The organism is Streptomyces sp. NPDC058335 (assembly GCF_042723915.1).
GTDB lineage: Bacteria > Actinomycetota > Actinomycetes > Streptomycetales > Streptomycetaceae > Streptomyces.
Genome location: NZ_JBHXHX010000004.1, coordinates 292,000 through 310,972, shown reverse-complemented (window position 1 = coordinate 310,972; position 18,973 = coordinate 292,000). Strand labels below are relative to the sequence as shown.

At 73.8% G+C, this 18,973-nt stretch carries 19 protein-coding genes; 9 read left to right on the top strand and 10 right to left on the bottom strand.

From position 1 onward, the window contains the following. Positions 1-18: 18 nt before the first annotated feature. Positions 19-1,008: an SDR family oxidoreductase gene (locus ACFWJX_RS09470; RefSeq protein ID WP_383239268.1), complete on the top strand. Its 990-nt coding sequence runs from the start codon at positions 19-21 to the stop codon at positions 1,006-1,008. A gap of 93 nt (positions 1,009-1,101) precedes the next feature. Here the strand turns inward: ACFWJX_RS09470 and ACFWJX_RS09465 are convergent, their stop codons facing one another. Then, complete coding sequence (locus ACFWJX_RS09465) at positions 1,102-2,379, bottom strand: cytochrome P450 (RefSeq protein WP_383239265.1); 1,278 nt, start codon at positions 2,377-2,379, stop codon at positions 1,102-1,104. A 113-nt stretch (positions 2,380-2,492) separates the two neighbouring features. On the opposite strand from ACFWJX_RS09465, the gene ACFWJX_RS09460 reads away from it, so the two are divergent. After that, complete coding sequence (locus ACFWJX_RS09460; protein ID WP_383239262.1) at positions 2,493-3,956, top strand: aminotransferase class I/II-fold pyridoxal phosphate-dependent enzyme; 1,464 nt, start codon at positions 2,493-2,495, stop codon at positions 3,954-3,956. A gap of 334 nt (positions 3,957-4,290) precedes the next feature. Here ACFWJX_RS09460 and ACFWJX_RS09455 read toward each other — a convergent pair whose 3' ends face one another. After that, positions 4,291-4,572: a DUF3040 domain-containing protein gene (locus ACFWJX_RS09455; RefSeq protein ID WP_383239259.1), complete on the bottom strand. Its 282-nt coding sequence runs from the start codon at positions 4,570-4,572 to the stop codon at positions 4,291-4,293. A gap of 141 nt (positions 4,573-4,713) precedes the next feature. On the opposite strand from ACFWJX_RS09455, the gene ACFWJX_RS09450 reads away from it, so the two are divergent. Then, positions 4,714-5,226, top strand: coding sequence for a hypothetical protein (locus ACFWJX_RS09450; protein ID WP_383239256.1), 513 nt, complete (start codon positions 4,714-4,716; stop codon positions 5,224-5,226). Positions 5,227-5,246: 20 nt separating this feature from the next. On the opposite strand, the gene ACFWJX_RS09445 is transcribed toward ACFWJX_RS09450, so the two are convergent. Further along, the gene (locus tag ACFWJX_RS09445; protein ID WP_383239701.1) at positions 5,247-5,651 is read right to left on the bottom strand and encodes a DUF805 domain-containing protein; all 405 of its coding nucleotides are present in this window, start codon (positions 5,649-5,651) and stop codon (positions 5,247-5,249) included. 98 nt (positions 5,652-5,749) lie between these two features. Between ACFWJX_RS09445 and ACFWJX_RS09440 the strand changes: the two genes are divergently transcribed. Together ACFWJX_RS09440 and gap are read left to right on the top strand one after the other, a co-directional pair. After that, positions 5,750-6,706: a GlxA family transcriptional regulator gene (locus tag ACFWJX_RS09440; RefSeq protein ID WP_383239253.1), complete on the top strand. Its 957-nt coding sequence runs from the start codon at positions 5,750-5,752 to the stop codon at positions 6,704-6,706. 129 nt (positions 6,707-6,835) lie between these two features. After that, positions 6,836-7,840, top strand: coding sequence for a type I glyceraldehyde-3-phosphate dehydrogenase (gene gap / locus ACFWJX_RS09435; RefSeq protein ID WP_383239250.1), 1,005 nt, complete (start codon positions 6,836-6,838; stop codon positions 7,838-7,840). A gap of 52 nt (positions 7,841-7,892) precedes the next feature. Here the strand turns inward: gap and ACFWJX_RS09430 are convergent, their stop codons facing one another. Further along, the gene (locus tag ACFWJX_RS09430) at positions 7,893-9,335 is read right to left on the bottom strand and encodes a hypothetical protein (RefSeq protein WP_383239248.1); all 1,443 of its coding nucleotides are present in this window, start codon (positions 9,333-9,335) and stop codon (positions 7,893-7,895) included. 113 nt (positions 9,336-9,448) lie between these two features. On the opposite strand from ACFWJX_RS09430, the gene ACFWJX_RS09425 reads away from it, so the two are divergent. Beyond that, positions 9,449-10,717, top strand: a complete 1,269-nt coding sequence (locus tag ACFWJX_RS09425; protein ID WP_383239245.1) for a molybdopterin-dependent oxidoreductase — start codon at positions 9,449-9,451, stop codon at positions 10,715-10,717. A gap of 322 nt (positions 10,718-11,039) precedes the next feature. On the opposite strand, the gene ACFWJX_RS09420 is transcribed toward ACFWJX_RS09425, so the two are convergent. From ACFWJX_RS09420 to ACFWJX_RS09410, 3 genes are read right to left on the bottom strand one after another with little or no spacing between them, the layout of a single operon-like run. Continuing rightward, positions 11,040-11,804, bottom strand: coding sequence for a class I SAM-dependent methyltransferase (locus ACFWJX_RS09420; protein WP_383239241.1), 765 nt, complete (start codon positions 11,802-11,804; stop codon positions 11,040-11,042). Then, a complete protein-coding gene (locus tag ACFWJX_RS09415) occupies positions 11,801-12,415 on the bottom strand; it encodes a DUF2064 domain-containing protein (RefSeq protein WP_383239698.1) in 615 nt (204 codons plus the stop codon). The genes ACFWJX_RS09420 and ACFWJX_RS09415 overlap by 4 nt, the downstream gene beginning before the upstream one ends. A gap of 32 nt (positions 12,416-12,447) precedes the next feature. Further along, positions 12,448-13,158 (bottom strand): glycosyltransferase family 2 protein, encoded by a 711-nt coding sequence (locus tag ACFWJX_RS09410; RefSeq protein WP_383239238.1) that lies wholly within the window; start codon positions 13,156-13,158, stop codon positions 12,448-12,450. Positions 13,159-13,272: 114 nt separating this feature from the next. On the opposite strand from ACFWJX_RS09410, the gene ACFWJX_RS09405 reads away from it, so the two are divergent. Next, complete coding sequence (locus ACFWJX_RS09405) at positions 13,273-14,022, top strand: response regulator transcription factor (protein ID WP_383239235.1); 750 nt, start codon at positions 13,273-13,275, stop codon at positions 14,020-14,022. Positions 14,023-14,024: 2 nt separating this feature from the next. Then, complete coding sequence (locus tag ACFWJX_RS09400) at positions 14,025-15,134, top strand: sensor histidine kinase (RefSeq protein WP_383239232.1); 1,110 nt, start codon at positions 14,025-14,027, stop codon at positions 15,132-15,134. Positions 15,135-15,155: 21 nt separating this feature from the next. Here ACFWJX_RS09400 and ACFWJX_RS09395 read toward each other — a convergent pair whose 3' ends face one another. Further along, positions 15,156-16,157, bottom strand: a complete 1,002-nt coding sequence (locus ACFWJX_RS09395; RefSeq protein ID WP_383239229.1) for an NAD-dependent epimerase/dehydratase family protein — start codon at positions 16,155-16,157, stop codon at positions 15,156-15,158. A gap of 125 nt (positions 16,158-16,282) precedes the next feature. On the opposite strand from ACFWJX_RS09395, the gene ACFWJX_RS09390 reads away from it, so the two are divergent. Continuing rightward, positions 16,283-16,510 (top strand): hypothetical protein, encoded by a 228-nt coding sequence (locus ACFWJX_RS09390; protein ID WP_383239226.1) that lies wholly within the window; start codon positions 16,283-16,285, stop codon positions 16,508-16,510. An 809-nt stretch (positions 16,511-17,319) separates the two neighbouring features. On the opposite strand, the gene ACFWJX_RS09385 is transcribed toward ACFWJX_RS09390, so the two are convergent. Further along, entirely contained in the window at positions 17,320-18,510 is a 1,191-nt protein-coding gene (locus ACFWJX_RS09385) for an MFS transporter (RefSeq protein ID WP_383239223.1), read from the bottom strand. A 72-nt stretch (positions 18,511-18,582) separates the two neighbouring features. Next, positions 18,583-18,960, bottom strand: a complete 378-nt coding sequence (locus ACFWJX_RS09380) for a hypothetical protein (RefSeq protein ID WP_383239220.1) — start codon at positions 18,958-18,960, stop codon at positions 18,583-18,585. Positions 18,961-18,973 lie beyond the last annotated feature (13 nt).

Genomic DNA, 18,973 nt, shown 5'->3' with positions numbered 1-18,973 from the left:
GAGCCTAGGAGGTACGGGATGGGACTGCGCAACCACGTCGTGGTGGTGACCGGAGCGTCCAGCGGGATCGGACGGGCCACGGCCGAGGCCTTCGCCCGCAAGGGCTGCGCCGTCGTGCTGGCAGCGCGCCGCGAGGAGGCGCTGGAGGCGGCCGCCGAGGAGTGCGCGAAGCATCGCGGGGCACGGACGCTGGTCGTGCCGACCGACACGACCGACATGGGAGCGGTCGACGACCTGGCGCGGCGCGCGGTGGAGGAGTTCGGCCGCATCGACGTCTGGGTCAACAACGCGGCCGTCAACGCCTTCGGCCGCTTCGAGGACGTGCCGTTGGAGGACTTCCGCAAGGTCCTCGACGTCAACGTGATGGGTTACGTGCACGGAGCCCGAGCGGCGCTGCCGGTGATGCGGCAGCAGGGCACGGGCACGCTGATCAACATCTCGTCGATCGTGGGCGCCGTCCCGCAGCCGTACAGCCACCCCTACAGCATGTCGAAGCACGCCGTCCAGGGCCTCGGCTCCAGCCTGCGGCAGCAACTGCGGGTGGAGGGCGTGAAGGGCATCCACGTGTGCACGGTGATGCCCGCGACCGTCGACACCCCGCACTTCGAGCAGGCCGCCAACTACACCGGGCACAAGGTGGTCGCCATGCCCCCGGTCTACAGCCCCGAGCGGGTGGCCCACGCCATCGTCGATCTCGTACGGCATCCCCGCCGCGAAGTGGTGGTCGGCCCCGCCGGCCGCGCCTTGGTACGCCAGTCCCGCATGGCACCGGCCCTCGCGGAGCGGGCCATGGCCCGGCAGACCGACAAGGGCCACCTCGACAGGGACGAGACGGCCCCCGCCACCCACGGCGCGCTGCACGTCCCGGCCCCTGGAGAGGGAGCCGTCCACGGCGGCTGGCACGGCCGCCGACGCACCGCGATGCGCAGGACGGCCGTCGCCGCGGCCCTCGCGGGCGCCGCCGTGACCGCAGGCCGCCGGGCGAGCCGAGCCCATGCGGGCGGCTGACCGGGGCCGAAACAGGCCGGAAGAAGGCCCCGCCGCCCGCTGTCGCGGGTCCGGCGGGGCCGTGGCGTTGCGGTCCGGAAAGGCCGGCGGCCGTCAGCCCGCCGCTCGCCCCGCCCCGTGGCGGGCCGGGGTCGGTACACGGACGCCCTCGATGACGAATCCGCTGCGTACGCGGCTCGGAACGCGGTTGAGGGGGATGCGGAGGTCCTGATGGGGGACGGTGTAGTCCAGCCGGGCCAGCCGTGGGCCCAGGGCACCCAGCAGGGCGATCGTGATGTCCTCGCCGGGGCAGCGGTGTCCGGTGGTGCGGTCGCCGCCGCCCTGCGGGATCAGTTCGTCGCGTTCGGGCGGCCGGTTCAGGAAGCGCCCCGGTTCGAAACCGTACGGGTCGGCCCAGAGGTCGGGGTCGTGGTTCTGCCCGTACAGGTCGAGCAGGACGAGCGTGCCGGACGGGATCGGTTCCCCCTGCCACTCCAGGTCGGTGACGGCCCGGCCGCCGAGGAAGGGGGCGAAGGGGTAGAAGCGCCGCAGCTCATGGGCGAACGCCACGGCGTACGCGGCGTCGTCCTCGCTCAGCCGCTCCCGCAGGTCGGGGCCGCGGTGCAGTGCGTGAGCGGCGTAGGAGACGAACCAGCACACCGCGACGGTCGGACGGACGACGTTCAGCAGTTCGACGGCGGCCGTGTGCGGGTCGAGCAGCAGGCCGTCGGCGTCGCGGTGCCGGGCGACCACGTCCAGCGCCGACCCGGCCGGCGCGCCGGTGTCCCCGTCCCGTACGTCCTCGACCAGACGGCCGAGCCATGCCTCGCTGCGGGCACGCGCGCGGCGGGCCCGCCAGTGGCGCGGTCCGGGCGTGGCGAAACCGTCGACCATGGCGACCATGTCCCGCGCCACCCGGTCGACGTCGTCGAGGGGGATGCCGGCCCAGCGACAGACGCCTCGGGTGAGGATGCGGCTCACCTCGTCGAACAGGACGACCGACGGACGCCCGGCCCACGACGGCACGGTCTCGTCCCACACCTTCGTGACGTGGTCCACCACGCCGGCGACGGCTTCCGGCCCGGTGAGCAGGGAGAGGAACATGTGCTTGCGCGTGCGGTGGGCCCGCCCGTCCAGGGTGTGCACGGCGCCGTGCCCGAACAGGGTGCTCAGCACGGGCCCGGGAAGCGCCGTTCCGCGCTCCACGTGCCGTTCGTCGTAGAAGAAGCGCACCGCGTCCGGCCCGTGCAGGGCCACGGCGTGCTGTCCCATCAGCCGGGCGCGTACGACGGGGCTCGTGGTACGGCGCCGACGGTCGGGCAGCCAGGCGTACCCCTTGGCGAGGAGGGCGGGCGAGCTGTCGGCGAGTGGGGGGCGACGACTCTGATCCATGCTCCGCGAGTGCCCTCCGGCCCCGGCCGGAAACGCGGAGCGGCCGGACGACGACGGAGGGTTCCCCCGCCGGGTGACCGGGGTACTCGGGCGGCTTCCCACAGGGAGGAACGATGGATCACTCACGGGTTCCGGTGCTGGAGGCGCTGCAGGAGTTCAGGCGCCGCGGAGACGTGTCGTACGGCCCGCCCGGACACAAACAGGGCCGCGGTGTGGATCCGCGGGTGGCGGAGATCGTCGGCCTCGACGTGTTCCGCTCGGACGTCCTGTCGCTCAACGGCCTGGACGACCGCCGTCAGTCCCGGGGCGTGCTCAGCCAGGCCCAGGAACTCATGGCGGACGCGGTCGGTGCCGAGCAGGCGTTCTTCTCCACCTGCGGCAGTTCCCTGTCGGTCAAGACCGCCATGCTGGCCGTCGCCGGCCCCGGCGAGAAGCTCCTGCTGTCGCGCAACGCGCACAAGTCCGTGATCGCGGCCGTCGTCGTCAACGGTGTCGAACCCATCTGGGTCCACCCGAAGTTCGACGGGGAACGGCACCTCGCGCACCCACCGGAGCCGGACGACGTACGCCGTCGGCTCCAGGAGCACCCGGACGCCAAGGGCATGCTGCTGATCACCCCCACGGACTGGGGCACCTGCGCGGACATCCAGGGCGTGGCGCGCGTGTGCCACGAGTTCGACGTCCCGCTCATCCTCGACGAGGCGTGGGGCGCCCACCTCCCGTTCCACCCGGGTCTGCCGGCCTGGGGCATGGACGCGGAGGCCGACCTGGTGGTCACCAGCGTCCACAAGATGGGCGGGGCCATCGAACAGAGTTCCGTCTTCCATCTCCAGTACGACCGGGTGTCGCCCGAGGCGCTCAAGCAGCGGGAGGACCTGCTCGGCACGACCAGCGCCTCGTCCCTGGTGTACGCGACGCTCGACGGCTGGCGCCGCCAGATGGTCGAGCACGGGCACGAACTCCTGGACGCCGCGCTCCAGCGGGCGGAACGGATCCGGCTCGCGGCCGGTGAGCTGCCGGGGCTGCGGCCGATGGGACAGGAGGTCGTCGAGGAAGGACTCGCCGCCTCCTTCGACCCCCTGAAACTCGTGATCGACGTACGGGAACTCGGCATCAGCGGCATGCAGGCCGCCGAATGGCTGCGCGACCGGCGGCATGTGGACGTCGGTGGCTCCGACAGCTGCCGCATCAGCGCCTCGATCACCCACGCCGACGACGACGAGACCGAGAAGATCCTGCTGGACGCCCTGCGCGCCCTGGTCGAGGCCGCCGACTCCATCGAACGGCAGCCGCCGGTCCGCCTGCCGGAGCCCTCAGCCCTGGAGCTGGAACAGGCCATGCTGCCGCGCGCGGCGTTCTTCGCCGAGGCGGACCATGTGCCCGCCGAGCGCGCGGCGGGGCGGATCGCCGCCGAGATGATCAGCCCGTACCCGCCGGGCGTGCCGGCGGTCGCGCCCGGCGAGGTCATCACCGAGGAAGTCCTCGACCACCTCCGCAGCGGGGTCGACCACGGCGTCCTCATCCCGGACGCGGCCGACCCCTCGCTCCGGACGCTGCGGGTGGTGCGGCGGCCCTGAGGAGACGTGCAACCGAAGCTGACCCCGCGTCGGCCACCGGGGCCGGGCGGGGTCGGGCACGCTGTGTACGGCGGCCTCGGTCGGCGTTCTCCGGACGCTCGCCCTTCGGGCACCGCCCACGTTCGGTCCGCGGGCCCCGGCCGTGCCGGTCGTCGCCTTGCTGAAGCTCCTCGTTGGCCGCGCGGTTGGCGTCCTGGTCGCTCACTCCGGAACCCTCGGCGTCCTTGCGGAGCCGCGCTCGCCGGGTGTCGTACTTCCTGCTTCCGGGTTCGGGCACGACGATCACCTCCTGCCGACCGGGTCCCCGGGCGGTCGTACGGGCAAGCGCGGTGGCCTAGCCCTTCGTCCAGCGGCACAGCAGCCGGAACACCGTGAACAGGGTCACCGGCCACACGGCGGCGAACGCCCAGATCACGCCCGGTTCGGAAGTGACGATGCCGGTCACCATCAAGGTGACGGACACGGCCAGCAGGGAGGCGGCCGTACGCAAGCGTGGGCCGCGCGGCGGCAGGCTGAAGGTGCGCAGCCGCCGGTCGAGCCGGCGGTCGCGGCTCAGTGCGCGTTCCATCTCCTCCAGGACACGCTGCTCCTGATCGGAAAGTCGGCTGGTGGCCACCTGTCCCTCCTCCCGGAACGACCGACCGGACGCCTGGCGAGTGCCCTGCGGGGTCCGAAGCTAACGGGCGGGCCGAGCTGCCTGTGGACGGAGGCGTACGGTCGCCGCACGGGACGGTGAGCGACATGGGGGGCGGCTGACATGCGGGGACGCGGGCGTCGCGGGCGGGTGGTCGATGCCGGGGCGGACCGGGGCTTCGGCGAGGACGGACTGCTGGCCTTCATGCAGTGTCTCGCCGACCAGGGCGCCGTCGTGACGCTGAAGGCGGAGCCCTCGGCCGTGCCGCTGTGGTCGTTGCGGGTGCTGGGCCGGGACGCCGAGGCGGTGCGGGCGTCGGCGGGGGAGTGCGTGCGGACGGTGCTGCCGGCACTGACCGGTACCGGTGTGGACGGGAGCACGTACGTGATCCCCTCGGACGTGGCCCGGTCCGCCCATGTCGAGGGGACCGGGGTCCTCCTCCTGGACTGGCTGGTCGAGCAGGGTGCGCGGGTCTTCCTCAAGGCGGACGGGGATCGGCCCCGGCCCGGCTGGACCCTGCTCGTGCACGACAGCCCGCTCCCGTCCTGGCTCAGGGCCGACGGTCCGGCTGCCGAGCGTGCTCTGGCCACCCCTGTCACCGAGCTGCGCTCGCACGGAGTGACCGTGCCCGTGTGAGACGGGCGTTCGCCGACCTGTCAGTGGGGGACCGCGTCGGTGAAGAAGGGGGTTTCCTTCGGGTTCGGGCCGTACTTGTTCCGGCCGGGGGTGGGTTCGCCGGCCGTGAAGATCAGCATGGCGATGAAGCCGGCACAGGGGATGGCGCCGACCAGGACCCACCAGCCGGAGCGGTCGGTGTCGTGCAGGCGGCGAACCGTGACGGCCAGACTGGGGAGCAGGGTCGCGAGCAGGTACGACAGAGTGGGCCAGTCGTTGCCGACGTGGTCGTCGGCGAAGGCCAGCGCCAGGTAGACGACCGAGCTCACCAGCGTGAACATCCAGTACTCCGTGCGGCGGGCACGGCCGCCGAACACGGCGTACCGTCCGAGCACCTTGAAGTACCAGCTCATCGCATCCCCCGGGTCGGCGTGACGGTCCTGCATGATCACGAACGCGCAGAACGTATGCGGATAGGCGTGTACCCGTCAATCGGGTTACCGGTGGGGAAGCCCGCTGATCGTCGCCGGGTAACCTGGCACCCGTGCAGGCCCCCCGTCTACGTCGTGTCGCCGTCCTCGTCCTGGAAGGGGCGAAACCGCTGGACGTGGGCATCCCCGCGCAGGTGTTCACGACCCGCGCGAGCATGCCGTACGAGGTGCGGGTCTGCGGTGCGACACCCGGACTGGTGACCGGCGGCGACGGACTGTCCTACCACGTCGCGGACGGGCTCGACGCCCTCGGACGGGCCGACATCGTGTTCATCCCCGGCTACCGGTTCCCCGACCGCGACGACCCGCCCCGGGCCGTCGTCGACGCGCTGATCGCCGCCCACGCCCACGGCGCCCGGCTCGCCGCCATCTCCACCGGCGCCTTCGCGCTCGCCGCCACCGGCCTCCTCGACGGCAGACGCGCCACGACGCACTGGCACTACACGCGCGCCCTGGCGGCCCGGCACCCGCTGGTACGGGTCGACGAGAACGTCCTCTTCGTTGACGAGGGCAGCGTGCTGACCTCGGCCGGCGCCGCCTCCGGCATCGACCTGTGCCTGCACATCCTGCGTGGCGACCTCGGGGTGGCCGCGTCCAACCACACGGCCCGGCGCCTCGTCGCGGCCCCCTACCGCAGCGGCGGCCAGGCGCAGTACGTGCCGCGCAGCGTGCCCGAGCCGCTCGGCGAGCGGTTCGCCGCCACCCGCGAGTGGGCGCTGCGCCGCCTCGGCGCCTCCCTCACTCTCACGGTGCTCGCCCGGCACGCGGCGGTGTCGCCCCGTACCTTCTCGCGACGTTTCGTCGAGGACACGGGGTACACGCCCATGCAGTGGGTGATGCGCGCCCGTATCGACGCGGCCCGTGAACTGCTCGAACGCTCCGAGCGGAGCGTCGAGCAGATCGCCGCCGATGTCGGCCTGGGCACCGGCGCGAATCTGCGGACGCACTTCCAGCGCATCCTGGGCACCACGCCGAGCGAGTACCGGCGCACCTTCACCCACGGCGAATAGGCCGGCCCGGCCCATCGACCGCGCGCATGCCCCCGCTGGCGCGATCCTTTCGAACCGTGGCGATCTCGCCGCTGTCCCGGCCGCGGGCAGCGCGCGAACCTGGGGAAGCGAATGGAAGGGACACCACACATGACTCGCATCGCCATCAACGGATTCGGCCGCATCGGACGCAACGTGCTGCGTGCGCTGCTGGAGCGCGACACCGACCTCGAGGTCGTCGCCGTCAACGACCTCACCGAGCCCGCCGCCCTCGCCCGGCTGCTGGCCTTCGACTCGACGGCCGGCCGCCTCGGCCGCCCGGTGAGCGCCGACGGCGACACCCTCGTCGTCGACGGCCGCCGCATCAAGGTGCTCGCCGAGCGCGAGCCGGCCCAGCTGCCGTGGGCCGAACTGGGCGTCGACATCGTCCTCGAGGCGACCGGCCGCTTCACGTCGGCGAAGGCCGCGCGCGCCCACCTGGACGCGGGCGCGAAGAAGGTGCTCGTCAGCGCGCCGTCGGACGGCGCGGACGTCACGCTCGCGTTCGGCGTCAACACCGACGCGTACGACCCGGACCTGCACACGATCGTCTCGAACGCCTCCTGCACGACCAACGCGCTCGCACCGCTGGCCGCGGTCCTCGACGACCTCGCGGGCATCGAACACGGCTTCATGACCACCGTGCACGCGTACACCCAGGAGCAGAACCTCCAGGACGGCCCGCACCGCGACCCGCGCCGCGCCCGCGCCGCCGGTGTCAACATCGTGCCGACCACGACGGGCGCCGCCAAGGCGATCGGGCTGGTCCTGCCGAACCTCGAGGGCAAGCTCTCGGGCGACTCCATCCGCGTGCCCGTCCCGGTGGGCTCGATCGTCGAACTCAACACGACCGTGGCGCGTGACGTCACCCGCGACGACGTGCTGGCGGCCTACCGCGCCGCCGCCGAGGGCCCCCTCGCGGGCGTCCTCGAGTACTCCGAGGACGCGCTCGTCTCGGCCGACATCACGGGCAACCCGGCCTCGTCGATCTTCGACTCGGCCCTCACCCGCGTCGACGGCCGTCACATCAAGGTGGTCGCCTGGTACGACAACGAGTGGGGCTTCTCCAACCGGGTGATCGACACCCTCGGCCTGCTCGCCGCCACCACCGGCTGACCGACGCCGCAACCCGCCTTCCCTCGCCTTCGCCGGCGTGTCCTGGCCCGCGTCACCAGCCTGTCCTGAGCAGGTGGTTGAGCAGCAGGGCCAGGACCGCCTGGGCGGCCAGCCAGGCGCGCGGGCGGGTCAGGAACGCGCAGGCAGGGAGCAGCCACATCGCGAACGGCAGCCAGATGCGTTCCGTCTCCGCCTTGCTCATGCCGGACAGGTCGGCGATCAGCAGGGCGAGGAGCGCGGCCGCCGTGAGCAGGACGAGCCGGGCCTCGGTGGCGGGACGGTCCGGGTCGCCGGGGGAGGTCAGGGCCGCGCCGGGGTGGCGCAGCAGCACCGCGCCGGCCCGTCTCAGGCCCGCGGTCGACGCCAGGCCGATGACGAGGACGGTGCAGGCGAGGTTGGCCCACACCCAGTAGCCGTAGGGGCGGACCCCGCCCGCGCCCTGGTGGTAGCGCGTCACGAGCAGGCGGTACGCCTCCCACCAGTCGAACCCGGCCAGCGTGAACACCGTCGGCACCACCGCGAGTCCGGCGAGCAGCGGCACGAGCAGCGGTACGGGTCGCTCACGGCCACGCCGACGGCCCAGCAGCAGCACGGCCGCGCCGATGACGGCGAACAGGGTGAGGCCGTAGGAGAGATAGCAGGTCAGGCCGAACAGGAGGCCGGAGCCCGCCGCCCATCCGATCGAGCGACGGATCGACCGGCAGGTGACGGCGAGGGCCAGCAGGGTCACGGACCAGGCGGCGACGGCCGCGAAGTAGGCGTCGGCCGACGTGCCCAGCCACACCGCGGCCGGGGCCAGCACCAGGAACGGGGCGGCCCGCCGTGCGAGCCCCTCGTCGGCCAGGACGCGTACGGCCACCAGCACCGCCACACAGGCCGTCGCGCCGACCGTGACGCACCAGACCCCGGCCCAGCCGCCGCCGCCCAGGCCGGCCCGGTCGAGCAGGACGAAGGTGAGGGTGGCGCCCGGGGGGTGGCCGGCGATGTGAGCGGGCCAGTTGTCGGGCGATTCCAGGAGGATGTGCGCGTTGAAGTCGCGCAGTGCGGCCGGGATGTCGGGGAAGCGGTCGACGGCCCGGAGGTACTCGTGGCGTGTGGTGAGCCGGCCGGCGACGCCTCGCTGCCAGCCGTCGATCAGGGCGAGGGAGAAGATCCACGCCGTCGCCGTGCCCCAGGCCGCCCCGAGCAGCGCCCGCCACGGCAGGCGGGCCGCGACGGCGGGGCCGTACGCCACGCAGGCCGCCGCCAGCACGATCGCCGCCGGAGTGCCGGGGCCCACGTGGGGTTCCCAACTCGCCAGCACCGGGGGCCAGTCGACGAACAGGGTGTGGCGGCTGTGCTGGATGTGGCGGCCGATGAGGACGGCCGCCGTCACCAGCAGGACGGCCGCGCCGACGGCGTACAGGTCGGGGCGGATGCCGCTCGAACCGGAGCCGGGGGAGCCGGGGTCGGGGCGCGGGGCGTCGGGCTCGGCGGAGCGCGGGGTGCGGGTCACACCGGCACGCTAGGCCGGGCGGCCCGCGCCGGGCCGCCCGCGGCGCCGGACGTCAGCGTTTCGTCATGGGTCGTGCGCCAGGTCCCCGGGGTGCGCGGGCCTACGGTCGGGGCATGCGAGACGATCCACGGCTTCCCTCCGCGCCCGGTTTCTGGCGCAGCCCCCTGCGGGGCCCCTGGTTCACCTCGGTGCTGGGCCTCGTCCTGCTGGTCGGCATCACCGTGCTGTTCGTGACGGGCCTGCTCTCGTACGCGGCCTACAACCCGGATCTGGCGTCGGTCAACGACAAGACCCCGGACAAGGGGATTCTCGGTTTCTACCTCTTTGCCTGGCCGACGAACCCGTACTGGCTGTACCGGCTGAACCAGGGCGTCCACGTCACCCTCGGCATCACCCTGATCCCGGTCCTGCTGGCCAAACTGTGGTCCGTGGTGCCGAGGCTGTTCGCGCTGCCGCCGGCCCGCTCGCTCGCGCACGCCCTGGAACGGATCTCCCTGCTGCTCCTGGTCGGCGGAGCGCTGTTCGAGTTCGTGACGGGCGTACTCAATGTCCAGTTGGAGTACGTCTTCCCGGGCTCGTTCTACCCGTTGCACTTCTACGGCGCGTGGGTGTTCTTCGCCGCGTTCGCCGTCCACGCCACACTGAAGACGCCGGCGGCGGTACGGAACCTGCGCGGCCTGTGGAACGAGCGGGAACCGGTTCCCGAAACGAAGCCGGCCGCCGGTCCGGACACGCTGGTCTCCCCACGGCCCGGCGCCCCGACCGTCTCCCGGCGCGGCGCGCTGGCGTTCGTGGGCGGCGGCTCGCTGCTGCTGTTCGTGACGACGGCCGGGCAGAGCGCCGACGGGCTGCTGCGGCGAACGGCCCTGCTCGCACCGCACGGCGGACCGGATCCGGGCACCGGGCCGAACGGCTTCCAGATCAACAAGACGGCCCGGTACGCGGGCATCCGCACGGCGGAGACGAGCCGGGAGGCGTGGCGGCTCGTCATCACCGGCCGCACGGGCACCGTCCGCCTCAGCCGGGACGACCTCCTGCAACTACCGCTGCACAGCGCGCCGTTGCCCATCGCCTGCGTCGAGGGCTGGTCGACGTCCGACCAGTGGTGGCGCGGTGTACGGCTGCGGGACCTGGCGGCGCTCGTCGGACACGACGACGACCCGCCGGACGTGTTCGTCGAGTCCCTCCAGCGGCGCGGCGCCTTCCGGCACGCCGCCCTGCGCGCCAACCAGGTGGCCGACCCGCGTTCCCTGCTCGCCCTGTACGTCAACGGCGAGGAACTGTCCCCCGACCACGGCCACCCGGCACGCGTCATCGTGCCCGCCGCACCCGGTGTGTTCAACACCAAATGGGTGGCCCGCATGACGTTCGGAGACCTGTGACGATGCCGACGCGACGACGGATCCCCATCGGCAGCCCCCTCCAACTCCTCCTGTCGGTCGCCTCGTTCGCGCTGGCCGGCTACGCGGGCGTGCGGCTGCTCGCCGACGACCGGTTCGGCGTGGCCCTGTGGTTCGTGGGGGCGGCGCTGCTGCACGACCTGGTGCTGCTGCCGCTGTACGCGACGGCGGACCGGGCGCTCGTACGAGGGCTGCGCGCGGCCGGGCGCGGGGAGTGGATCCTGTACGTCCGGGTCCCGGCCGCCCTGTCCGGGCTGCTTCTGCTGGTGTGGTTCCCGCTGATCAGCGGGACGGTGGCCCGGCGTTACCGCTCGGCCACCGGGCTCCCGGCAGACGGTTTCCTGGCCCGCTGGCTGCTGATCACCGCCGTACTCTTCGGCGCCTCGGCCCTGCTGCTGGCGCTGCGGCTGCGCAGGGCGACGAAGCAACGGCCGCCCGCCGCCCACTGATCGACGGCACCCCAGCCCGCCCGGTCCGCGTACCGGGACAGGGCCGGGGTGCCCAGCCGGGCCCACGGGAACGGGTCGCCGGTGCCTCCGTGGGCCTCGGTGGCGTCGACGACCTGCACCTCGGCGCGTTCGTCGACGTCCACCGGCAGGGTCTCGGCGATGAGGAGTCCGCCGGGGGAGAGGAGCCTGGCCGTGCGGTCCAGCAGGGCGCGCGGATCACCGCCGATGCCGACGTTGCCGTCCATGAGCAGGACGGTGCCCCACCGGCCCTCGCCGGGCAGCGGCTCGAAGACCGAGCGCCGCAACGCCCGGCCGCCGAGCCGGACGGTCTGCTCCACGGCCGCCTCGCTCACATCGATCCCGAGCGCGGTACGGCCCCGGCCGGCGAGTTCCGCGGCCAGCCGCCCCGGCCCGCAGCCGACGTCCAGCACCCTGCCCTCGCACCGGTCCAGGACGTCCAGGTCGACCCGGTCGGCCCGCGCGCACCAGCGCTCCACCTCCAGCGGCAGCAGCCAGCCGTCGGCGCGGCGCAGGAACAGTGGGCCGCGACCGGCGCGCAGGGCGGTGGAGTACGGGTCGGCGGCGGCCCAGGGGACGGCCGTGGCCTCCCGCGTCGTCATCGGTACGCCGCCGCACACCGGGCCAGCCGGGCGGCGAACCGGCCGTGCGGGGCCAGCGCGGCGACGGCGCGGGCGTCGGAGGCGTCGTCGACGTCCCGCAGGCGCGGCAGATCGCGCACCCGCAGCCCGGCGGAGACGAGCCGCTCGCGCTGGACGGCTCCGGTGAACGGCTTCGACATGGGCACGCCCCGCAGCAGCGCGGGGTCCGGCTCGGCGAGCCCCAGGGCCCAGAAGCCGCCGTCCTCGGCGGGCCCGAACCAGGCCTCGCAGCCGGCGAAGTCCACCGTCAGCAGCTCCGGCGTCACCTGCGGGGTGTCCATGCCGATCAGCAGCGCGGGCCCGTCGCAGCGGGCGAAGGCGTCCGCAAGCCGCTGGTCGAGACCTCCCGCGCACTGCGCCACGACGTCGAAGCCGGGCGGCAGCCATGGTCCGGGCGCGCCGTCCAGCACGAGGAGTCGTCGGGCGGCCGGGGTGGCGGCGACGGCTTCCAGGGTGTCCGCGAGGGCGGCCTCCGCGAGCGCCGCCGCCTCCGTCGGCGCGAACGGCGGGGTGAGCCGGGTCTTGACCCGGCCGGGCAGCGGCTCCTTGGCGATGACGAGGAGCGTGGTCACCGGGGTCGGCGTGGAAACCGGGGTCGGCGTGATCACCGTGGGATCCCTTCGCGGACGGGAACTTCGTTCAGGACGCGGCTCATGTCCCGTACCGCCTGCCAGGTGCCGCGCCAGGTGCCCGTGACCTTCGAGGTACCGGTGCGGGGCAGGTAGGGGACGTCGTGCTCGGTGATCCGCCAGCCCGCGTCGGCCGCCCGCACCACCATCTCCAGGGGGTAGCCGCTGCGCCGGTCGGTGAGGCCGAGGCCGAGCAGCGCCTCGCGGCGGGCGGCCCGCAGCGGGCCGAGGTCGTGCAGAGGCAGACCGGTGCGGCGGCGCAGCAGCCGGGCCAGAGCGAGGTTGCCGGCCCGAGCGTGCGCGGGCCAGCTGCCGCGGCCGTGCGGGCGCCTCCTGCCGAGCACCAGGTCGGCCTCGCCCGCGCGCACCTCCTGGACGAACGGCGCCAGCAGGGCCGGGTCGAGCGAGGCGTCGCAGTCGCAGAAGCACACCACCTCGGCGGTGGCGGCGGTCAGTCCGGCATGGCAGGCCGCGCCGAAGCCCCGGCGCGGCTCGTGGACGACGGTCGCGCCGAGCCCTCGGGCGATCTCCGCCGAACCGTCGGTGGAGCCGTTGTCGACGACGAGCGCGCGCCAGCCGGCCGGGATCCTGGCCAGGACCCAGGGCAGGGCCTCGGCCTCGTCGAGACAGGGAAGGACGACATCGACGCCGTCCTGCGGCGATGGTGGGATGGTCACGCGGTTCACCCTACGAACGCGAACCGGGCAAACCGGACTTCGGCTCCTTACGAAACGCGGACGTCGAGGCCGGCAGCACGTCCGTGGCCCCCGGCGGCGACGGGGTGGTGCGAGGCTGGAGGCATGCAGCAGCCGTTCGAGTCTCCGCAGGCAGGGCCCGCCGCCGGGCCCCGGCCGGGCGCCGCCGCCCGCGTCCTGGTCGTCGACGACGACCCCACGGTCGCCGAGGTCGTCACCGGCTACCTCGACCGGGCCGGTTACACCGTCGACCGGGCCGACGACGGCCCCACCGCCCTGGCCCGCGCCGCCGCCCACTGGCCCGACCTGGTGGTGCTCGACCTGATGCTGCCCGGCATGGACGGCCTGGAGGTCTGCCGCAGGCTGCGCGGCCAGGGGCCCGTCCCGGTCGTGATGCTCACCGCCCGGGGCGACGAGGACGACCGCATCCTCGGCCTGGAGGTGGGCGCCGACGACTACGTCACCAAGCCCTTCAGCCCTCGCGAACTGGTCCTGCGGGTGGAGTCCGTGCTGCGCCGCGCCCGGCCCGCCACCGCGACGCCCCCGCTGAGCGCGGCCGGCCTGACGGTCGACCCCGCCGCCCGCCGCGCCACCAAGAACGGCACCGAACTCGCCCTCACGCTCCGCGAGTTCGACCTGCTCGCCTTCTTCCTGCGGCATCCGGGACGGGCGTTCGGCCGCGAGGACCTGATGCAGCGGGTGTGGGGCTGGGACTTCGGCGACCTGTCCACCGTCACCGTCCACGTCCGCAGACTGCGCGGCAAGATCGAGGACGATCCGGCGCGCCCGCGCCTGATCCAGACGGTGTGGGGCGTGGGCTACCGCTTCGACCCCCAGGGCCAGGAGGCCGGCTGACCATGCGCGACACCCTCCTCATCGCCCTGTACGCCTTCGCCGGTGCCGCCGCCACCGGGCTCCTCGGAGCGGCCGTGCTGCGCCCGATCCGGCGTCGCTCGCTCACCGCCTCGCTCGCCGTGGTCGCCGCGGTCGGAGTGGTCGCGATGCTCGCGGGCACCCTTGCCGTCGCCTGGGCGATGTTCCTGTCCCCGCACGACCTCACCGTGGTGACGACCGTGGTGGCGATGGCGGCCGTGGTCTCCCTCGCGACCGCACTGCTCCTCGGCCGCTGGGTCGTCGCCCGCAGCCGCGAACTCGCCGTCGCCGCCCGCTCCTTCGGTGACGGCGGCGCCTTCGCCGTCCCCGCAGGACCGACGACCGCGGAACTGAACGCCCTGAGCCGCGAGTTGGCGTCGACCAGCGCCCGACTCGCCGAATCCCGCGACCGTGAGCGCGCGTTGGAGACCTCCCGGCGCGAACTGGTCGCCTGGATCTCCCACGACCTGCGCACCCCCCTCGCGGGCCTGCGCGCCATGTCGGAGGCGCTGGAGGACGGCGTCGCCGCCGACCCCGGCCGCTACCTGAGGCAGATCCGCACCGAGGTCGAACGCCTCAACGAGATGGTCGGCGACCTCTTCGAACTCTCCCGCATCCACGCCGGCACCCTCCCGCTCACCCCCACCCGTATCTCCCTGTACGACCTCGTAGGCGACGCCCTCGCGGGAGCCGACCCCCTCGCCCGCGAGCACGGGGTACGTCTCGTCGGCCACGCCGTGGAGGCGGTGCCGGTGGAGGTCGACGGCAAGGAGATGAGCCGCGTCCTGGGAAACCTCCTGGTCAACGCGATCCGGCGGACCCCGGCCGACGGCACGGTGGCGGTGGCCGCCCAACGCTCGGCGGAGGGCGTGGTGGTGTCCGTGACCGACGGCTGCGGCGGCATCCCCGAGGAGGACCTGGCGCGCGTCTTCGACACCGGCTGGCGCGGCACGCACGCGCGCACCCCGCCGGCCGGCGCGGGCCTGGGCCTGGCCATCGTGCGGGGCATCGTGGAAGCGCACCAGGGGCGCGCCACCGTACGCAACATCCCGGGCGGATGCAGCTTCGAGGTGACGCTGCCCACGGTGCTGTGAACGGCCGGGCCCGCCGGCGGTTCAGGCCTCCCGCAGCCCGGCCCGCGCGAACTCCCGCATCCCGTCCTCGAATCCGACCCGCGGCTGCCAGCCCAGCTCGGCCCGCAGCCGCGCGGAGTCCGCGGTGACGTGCCGGACGTCGCCCAGCCGGAACTCGCCGGTGACCACGGGCTCCGGGCCGCCGTACGCGGCGGCCAGGGCACGGGCCATCTCGCCCACCGTGTGCGGCTCGCCGCTGCCGGTGTTGTACGCCGTGAGCGCGCCGACCCGGTTCCGTGCCTCCAGCGCGGCCAGGTTCGCCGCGGCCACGTCCCGCACGTGCACGAAGTCCCGCCGCTGCCGGCCGTCCTCGAAGACGCGCGGAGCCTCGCCCCCGGCGAGCGCGGAAAGGAAGAAGGAGGCCACACCGGCGTACGGCGTGTCGCGGGGCATCCGCGGCCCGTACACGTTGTGGTAACGGAGCGAAACCGCCGAACCGCCGGTGCAGCGCGCCCACGCGGCGGCCAGGTGCTCCTGCGCGAGCTTGGTCGTCGCATACACGTTGCGCGGGTCGAGGGGAGCGTCCTCGCCGACCAGCCCGGGGGAGAGGTCCTGCCCGCAGGCCGGACAGAGCGGCTCGAACCGGCCCACGTCCAGATCGGCGACGGCCCGCGGCCCCGGCCGCACGACACCGTGCCGCGCGCACTCGTAACGCCCCTCGCCGTACACGACCATCGACCCGGCCAGCACGAGAAGCCGTACGTCCGCTTCGGCCATGGCCGCGAGCAGTACTGCCGTGCCCAGGTCGTTGCGGGAGACGTACTCCGCGGCGTCGGCCACCCCGTTGCCGAGCCCTACCATCGCCGCCTGATGACAGACGGCGTCGACACCGGCGAGGGCGTCGGCCACAGCCGCCGGATCACGGACGTCCGCGGCCGGATCCTCCCCCACGTCGAACACGAGCGGTTCGTGCCCGTGCGCCCGCAGGGCGTCGACCACATGGGACCCGATGAACCCGGCACCGCCGGTGACCAGTACACGCATACACCCACGCTAGGACCGGCGACCCGCCGCGCACCGTGACCCGCCCGGCACGTCATTACTCCGTAAGACCGGGGCGGACGGGCTGCCCGGACGTCGTTGTCAGTGCCGTGAGGCATGGTGTGCGGGTGACGATCGCGGATGACGGACAGCGTGGCAGGGCGGCCGGACACACCGGCGCGCCCGATGTCATCGAGCTGCTGGAGAACACGGACCGGGGGAGCCTGGCGCATGCCTACGGGCCCGCCGAGGACATGCCGCCGTACCTGGTCCACCTCCTCGAAGAGGACCCGGAACGGCAGGCGGAGGCACTGGGCATGCTGGACATGTCGGTGCTCCACCAGGGGTCCCTGTAAGCGCCACGCCTCCGGCCATGCTCTTCGTCGCGGCGGTCCTGCCACACCCCCGGACCCTGGCCGCGCACGAGAGCCACTACCCCTGGGACGACCGGACCCGCCCCTGCGCGCCGCCCTGATGGAATTCCTCGGCGGGTTCGCCGAGTCGGCCGCGTACGGCGAGCAGCCGGGCAGCGGGGGCGACGGTGTGGCGCCGGTCGGCGGCGACGACGCCGCGTCGGACGAGGACGATGCCGCCGCACGGGACACCGAGGGCGACGACGAACCGGGCGTCACCGAGGCGTGCCCGGCCGTCCGCACCACCCTGTACGCCGCTGTCCTGCCCTTCCTGGGCGGCGCCGACCCCGCCGTCAGCGAGGCCGCCGAGGGCGCGGTCGCCTCACTGCTGATGGCCCCCGACCTCGCGGGGCACATACCGGCCGCCGCCGACCACCTGCGCGCCGCCCTCGCCGGCAACGGGCGGGGCAGGCGCGAGCGCGGCGCCGCGGTGCTGACGCTGGGCACCACCGTCGCGCCCGGCGAGCTGCGCCGGGCGGTTGTCCTTCCCTGGTCGAGGCGCAGGCACTTGTCGAGGCAGTGGGCCTGCTCGTCGCGTTCGTCGCGGTCGCCGCTCAGCACGCAGGCCAGGGCTTCGCCGAAGTCGTTCCCCACATGCAGTCCGGCGGCCTTCGCCGCACGGTCGACGCAGGCTCGACCTCCTGGACCTTCCGGTCCGCCGACTCCGCCACGCACCGGTCCGCGGCCGGACCGGCGAAGCGGGAGCAGGTCCGGTCCGCCGCGGAAGCCCTCTACGGAGCCGCCTCGAAGCTTCACGAGTCCACCGGCAGCGGGCGTCGCAGCAGATACGCCGCCGCCGTCGACACGAGGATCGCCATGCAGGCGATGAAGACCAGGCCGGCGCCCTCCAGGCCGAGTGGCTCGGAGAGTACGCCCACGCCGATCACCGGAACGGAAATGCCCGCGTAGGCCACCACGAACAGCGTCGAGATGACCGCCGCGCGCCGGTCGGCGGGGGATGCCTCGGCCACCGCGGACAGCGCGCCGCGGAACGCCAGCCCCTGCCCGGTCCCGCCGACGATCGCGCTCAGTACCACCAGCGCCAGCACATCCCACAGCAACGCGCCCGCGAGGAGCGCCAGTCCGGCGAGGAGCGCGGCGCAGCCCAGTGGCAGCGATCGCCGGACCCCGACCCGGCCGACGACCAGTTGCCCGCCCGTCGAGGCGAAGAAGGCCAGGGCGACGATCAGCCCGCTCACGGCGTGGTTGTCCACGTCCAGGGACTGGGCGAGGAACGCGGGGCTGACCGACGTGAACACCCCGAACAGCGCGAACCCGACGAAGGAGGCGATGGCAGCCGGCCCGAAAACGGCCCGCACCTCGGCGGGCAGGGCGGGGCGCTGCGGCCGTACGGTACGGAGTGGCCGCCGCTCGCGGACGGTCTCGGGGAGCGACAGCAGGACGGCGGCCGAGCCGGCCACCAGGGCGAGGTGTACGGCGAACGGCAGGTACAGCGGCCAGGGAGCGTACTGCGCGAGCAGGCCGGCGAGGAGGGGACCGCAGCCCAGGCCGCCCATGTTGGCGGCCGTCGCCACGAACGTGGCCCGGCGACCGCCGCCGCGCGGCGCGAGATCCATGACGTACGCCGTGGCGGCCCCGGTGAACAGGCCGGCGGACAGTCCCGACAGCAGCCGGCCCACGTACAGCCAGGCCGGCGAATCGGCGCCGAGGAAGCAGACGGCGCTCGCCGCCGCGCAGCCCAGGCCCGTCAGCAGCACGATCCGTCTGCCCACGGTGTCGGAGGCGTTGCCCGCCAGTAGCAGGACGCCGATCACCGCGAAGGCGTACACCGCGTACACGACGGTGACGGTCAGCTCCGAGAAGCCGAACTTCTGCTGGTAGAGGCCGTAGAGGGGAGTCGGCAGCGTCGTGCCTGCCATGCACACGGCGAACACGGCCCCGCCGAGCAGACACTTCAGCCATTCCCGGCGGTCTCCGTCCATGCGGCCGACGGTAACGCCGTAACCCGTTTCCGTCCGGTACGACGTGCCCGCGTACCCGCCGGACTCCGGCGGTCAGGTGTCCGCGGGAATCAGGACCGCCTGGAGCAGCGCGCCGTAACGCGAGATCGGTTCCGCGCGGTCGGTGCGCAGCAGGGCTTCGTCCCTGGCGACCCACAGGGTGTGCAGGAGGCCCGCGGCCAGGGCGGCCGCGAGGCGTGCGCGGACGTCGGAGTCGGGTCCGGAGATCAGGCCGCGCAACGGGCGGACGAGGACCTGCTCGTGCGTGGCCTGCAGGCGCTGCTGGATCTGCGGTTCGTTGCTGCCGCGCACCAGGGCGAGGAAGATGCCTCTGGCGGAGCCGTCGAGGCAGACGAGGAGTTCGACGAGCCGTTCGCCCAACTGCTGCAGGGGCGGGTGCTGCGCCTGCCCGACCTGACCGACCTCGCACACCGCCTCGGCGCGT

Coding starts and splice junctions, on each gene's coding strand:
- gap (WP_383239250.1), top strand. CDS start 6,836: ATGACTCGCATCGCCATCAACGGATTCGGCCGCATCGGACGCAACGTG.
- ACFWJX_RS09420 (WP_383239241.1), bottom strand. CDS start 11,804: ATGACGACGCGGGAGGCCACGGCCGTCCCCTGGGCCGCCGCCGACCCG.
- ACFWJX_RS09400 (WP_383239232.1), top strand. CDS start 14,025: ATGCGCGACACCCTCCTCATCGCCCTGTACGCCTTCGCCGGTGCCGCC.
- ACFWJX_RS09465 (WP_383239265.1), bottom strand. CDS start 2,379: ATGGATCAGAGTCGTCGCCCCCCACTCGCCGACAGCTCGCCCGCCCTC.
- ACFWJX_RS09425 (WP_383239245.1), top strand. CDS start 9,449: ATGCGAGACGATCCACGGCTTCCCTCCGCGCCCGGTTTCTGGCGCAGC.
- ACFWJX_RS09450 (WP_383239256.1), top strand. CDS start 4,714: ATGCGGGGACGCGGGCGTCGCGGGCGGGTGGTCGATGCCGGGGCGGAC.
- ACFWJX_RS09445 (WP_383239701.1), bottom strand. CDS start 5,651: ATGCAGGACCGTCACGCCGACCCGGGGGATGCGATGAGCTGGTACTTC.
- ACFWJX_RS09470 (WP_383239268.1), top strand. CDS start 19: ATGGGACTGCGCAACCACGTCGTGGTGGTGACCGGAGCGTCCAGCGGG.
- ACFWJX_RS09405 (WP_383239235.1), top strand. CDS start 13,273: ATGCAGCAGCCGTTCGAGTCTCCGCAGGCAGGGCCCGCCGCCGGGCCC.
- ACFWJX_RS09385 (WP_383239223.1), bottom strand. CDS start 18,510: ATGGACGGAGACCGCCGGGAATGGCTGAAGTGTCTGCTCGGCGGGGCC.
- ACFWJX_RS09460 (WP_383239262.1), top strand. CDS start 2,493: ATGGATCACTCACGGGTTCCGGTGCTGGAGGCGCTGCAGGAGTTCAGG.
- ACFWJX_RS09395 (WP_383239229.1), bottom strand. CDS start 16,157: ATGCGTGTACTGGTCACCGGCGGTGCCGGGTTCATCGGGTCCCATGTG.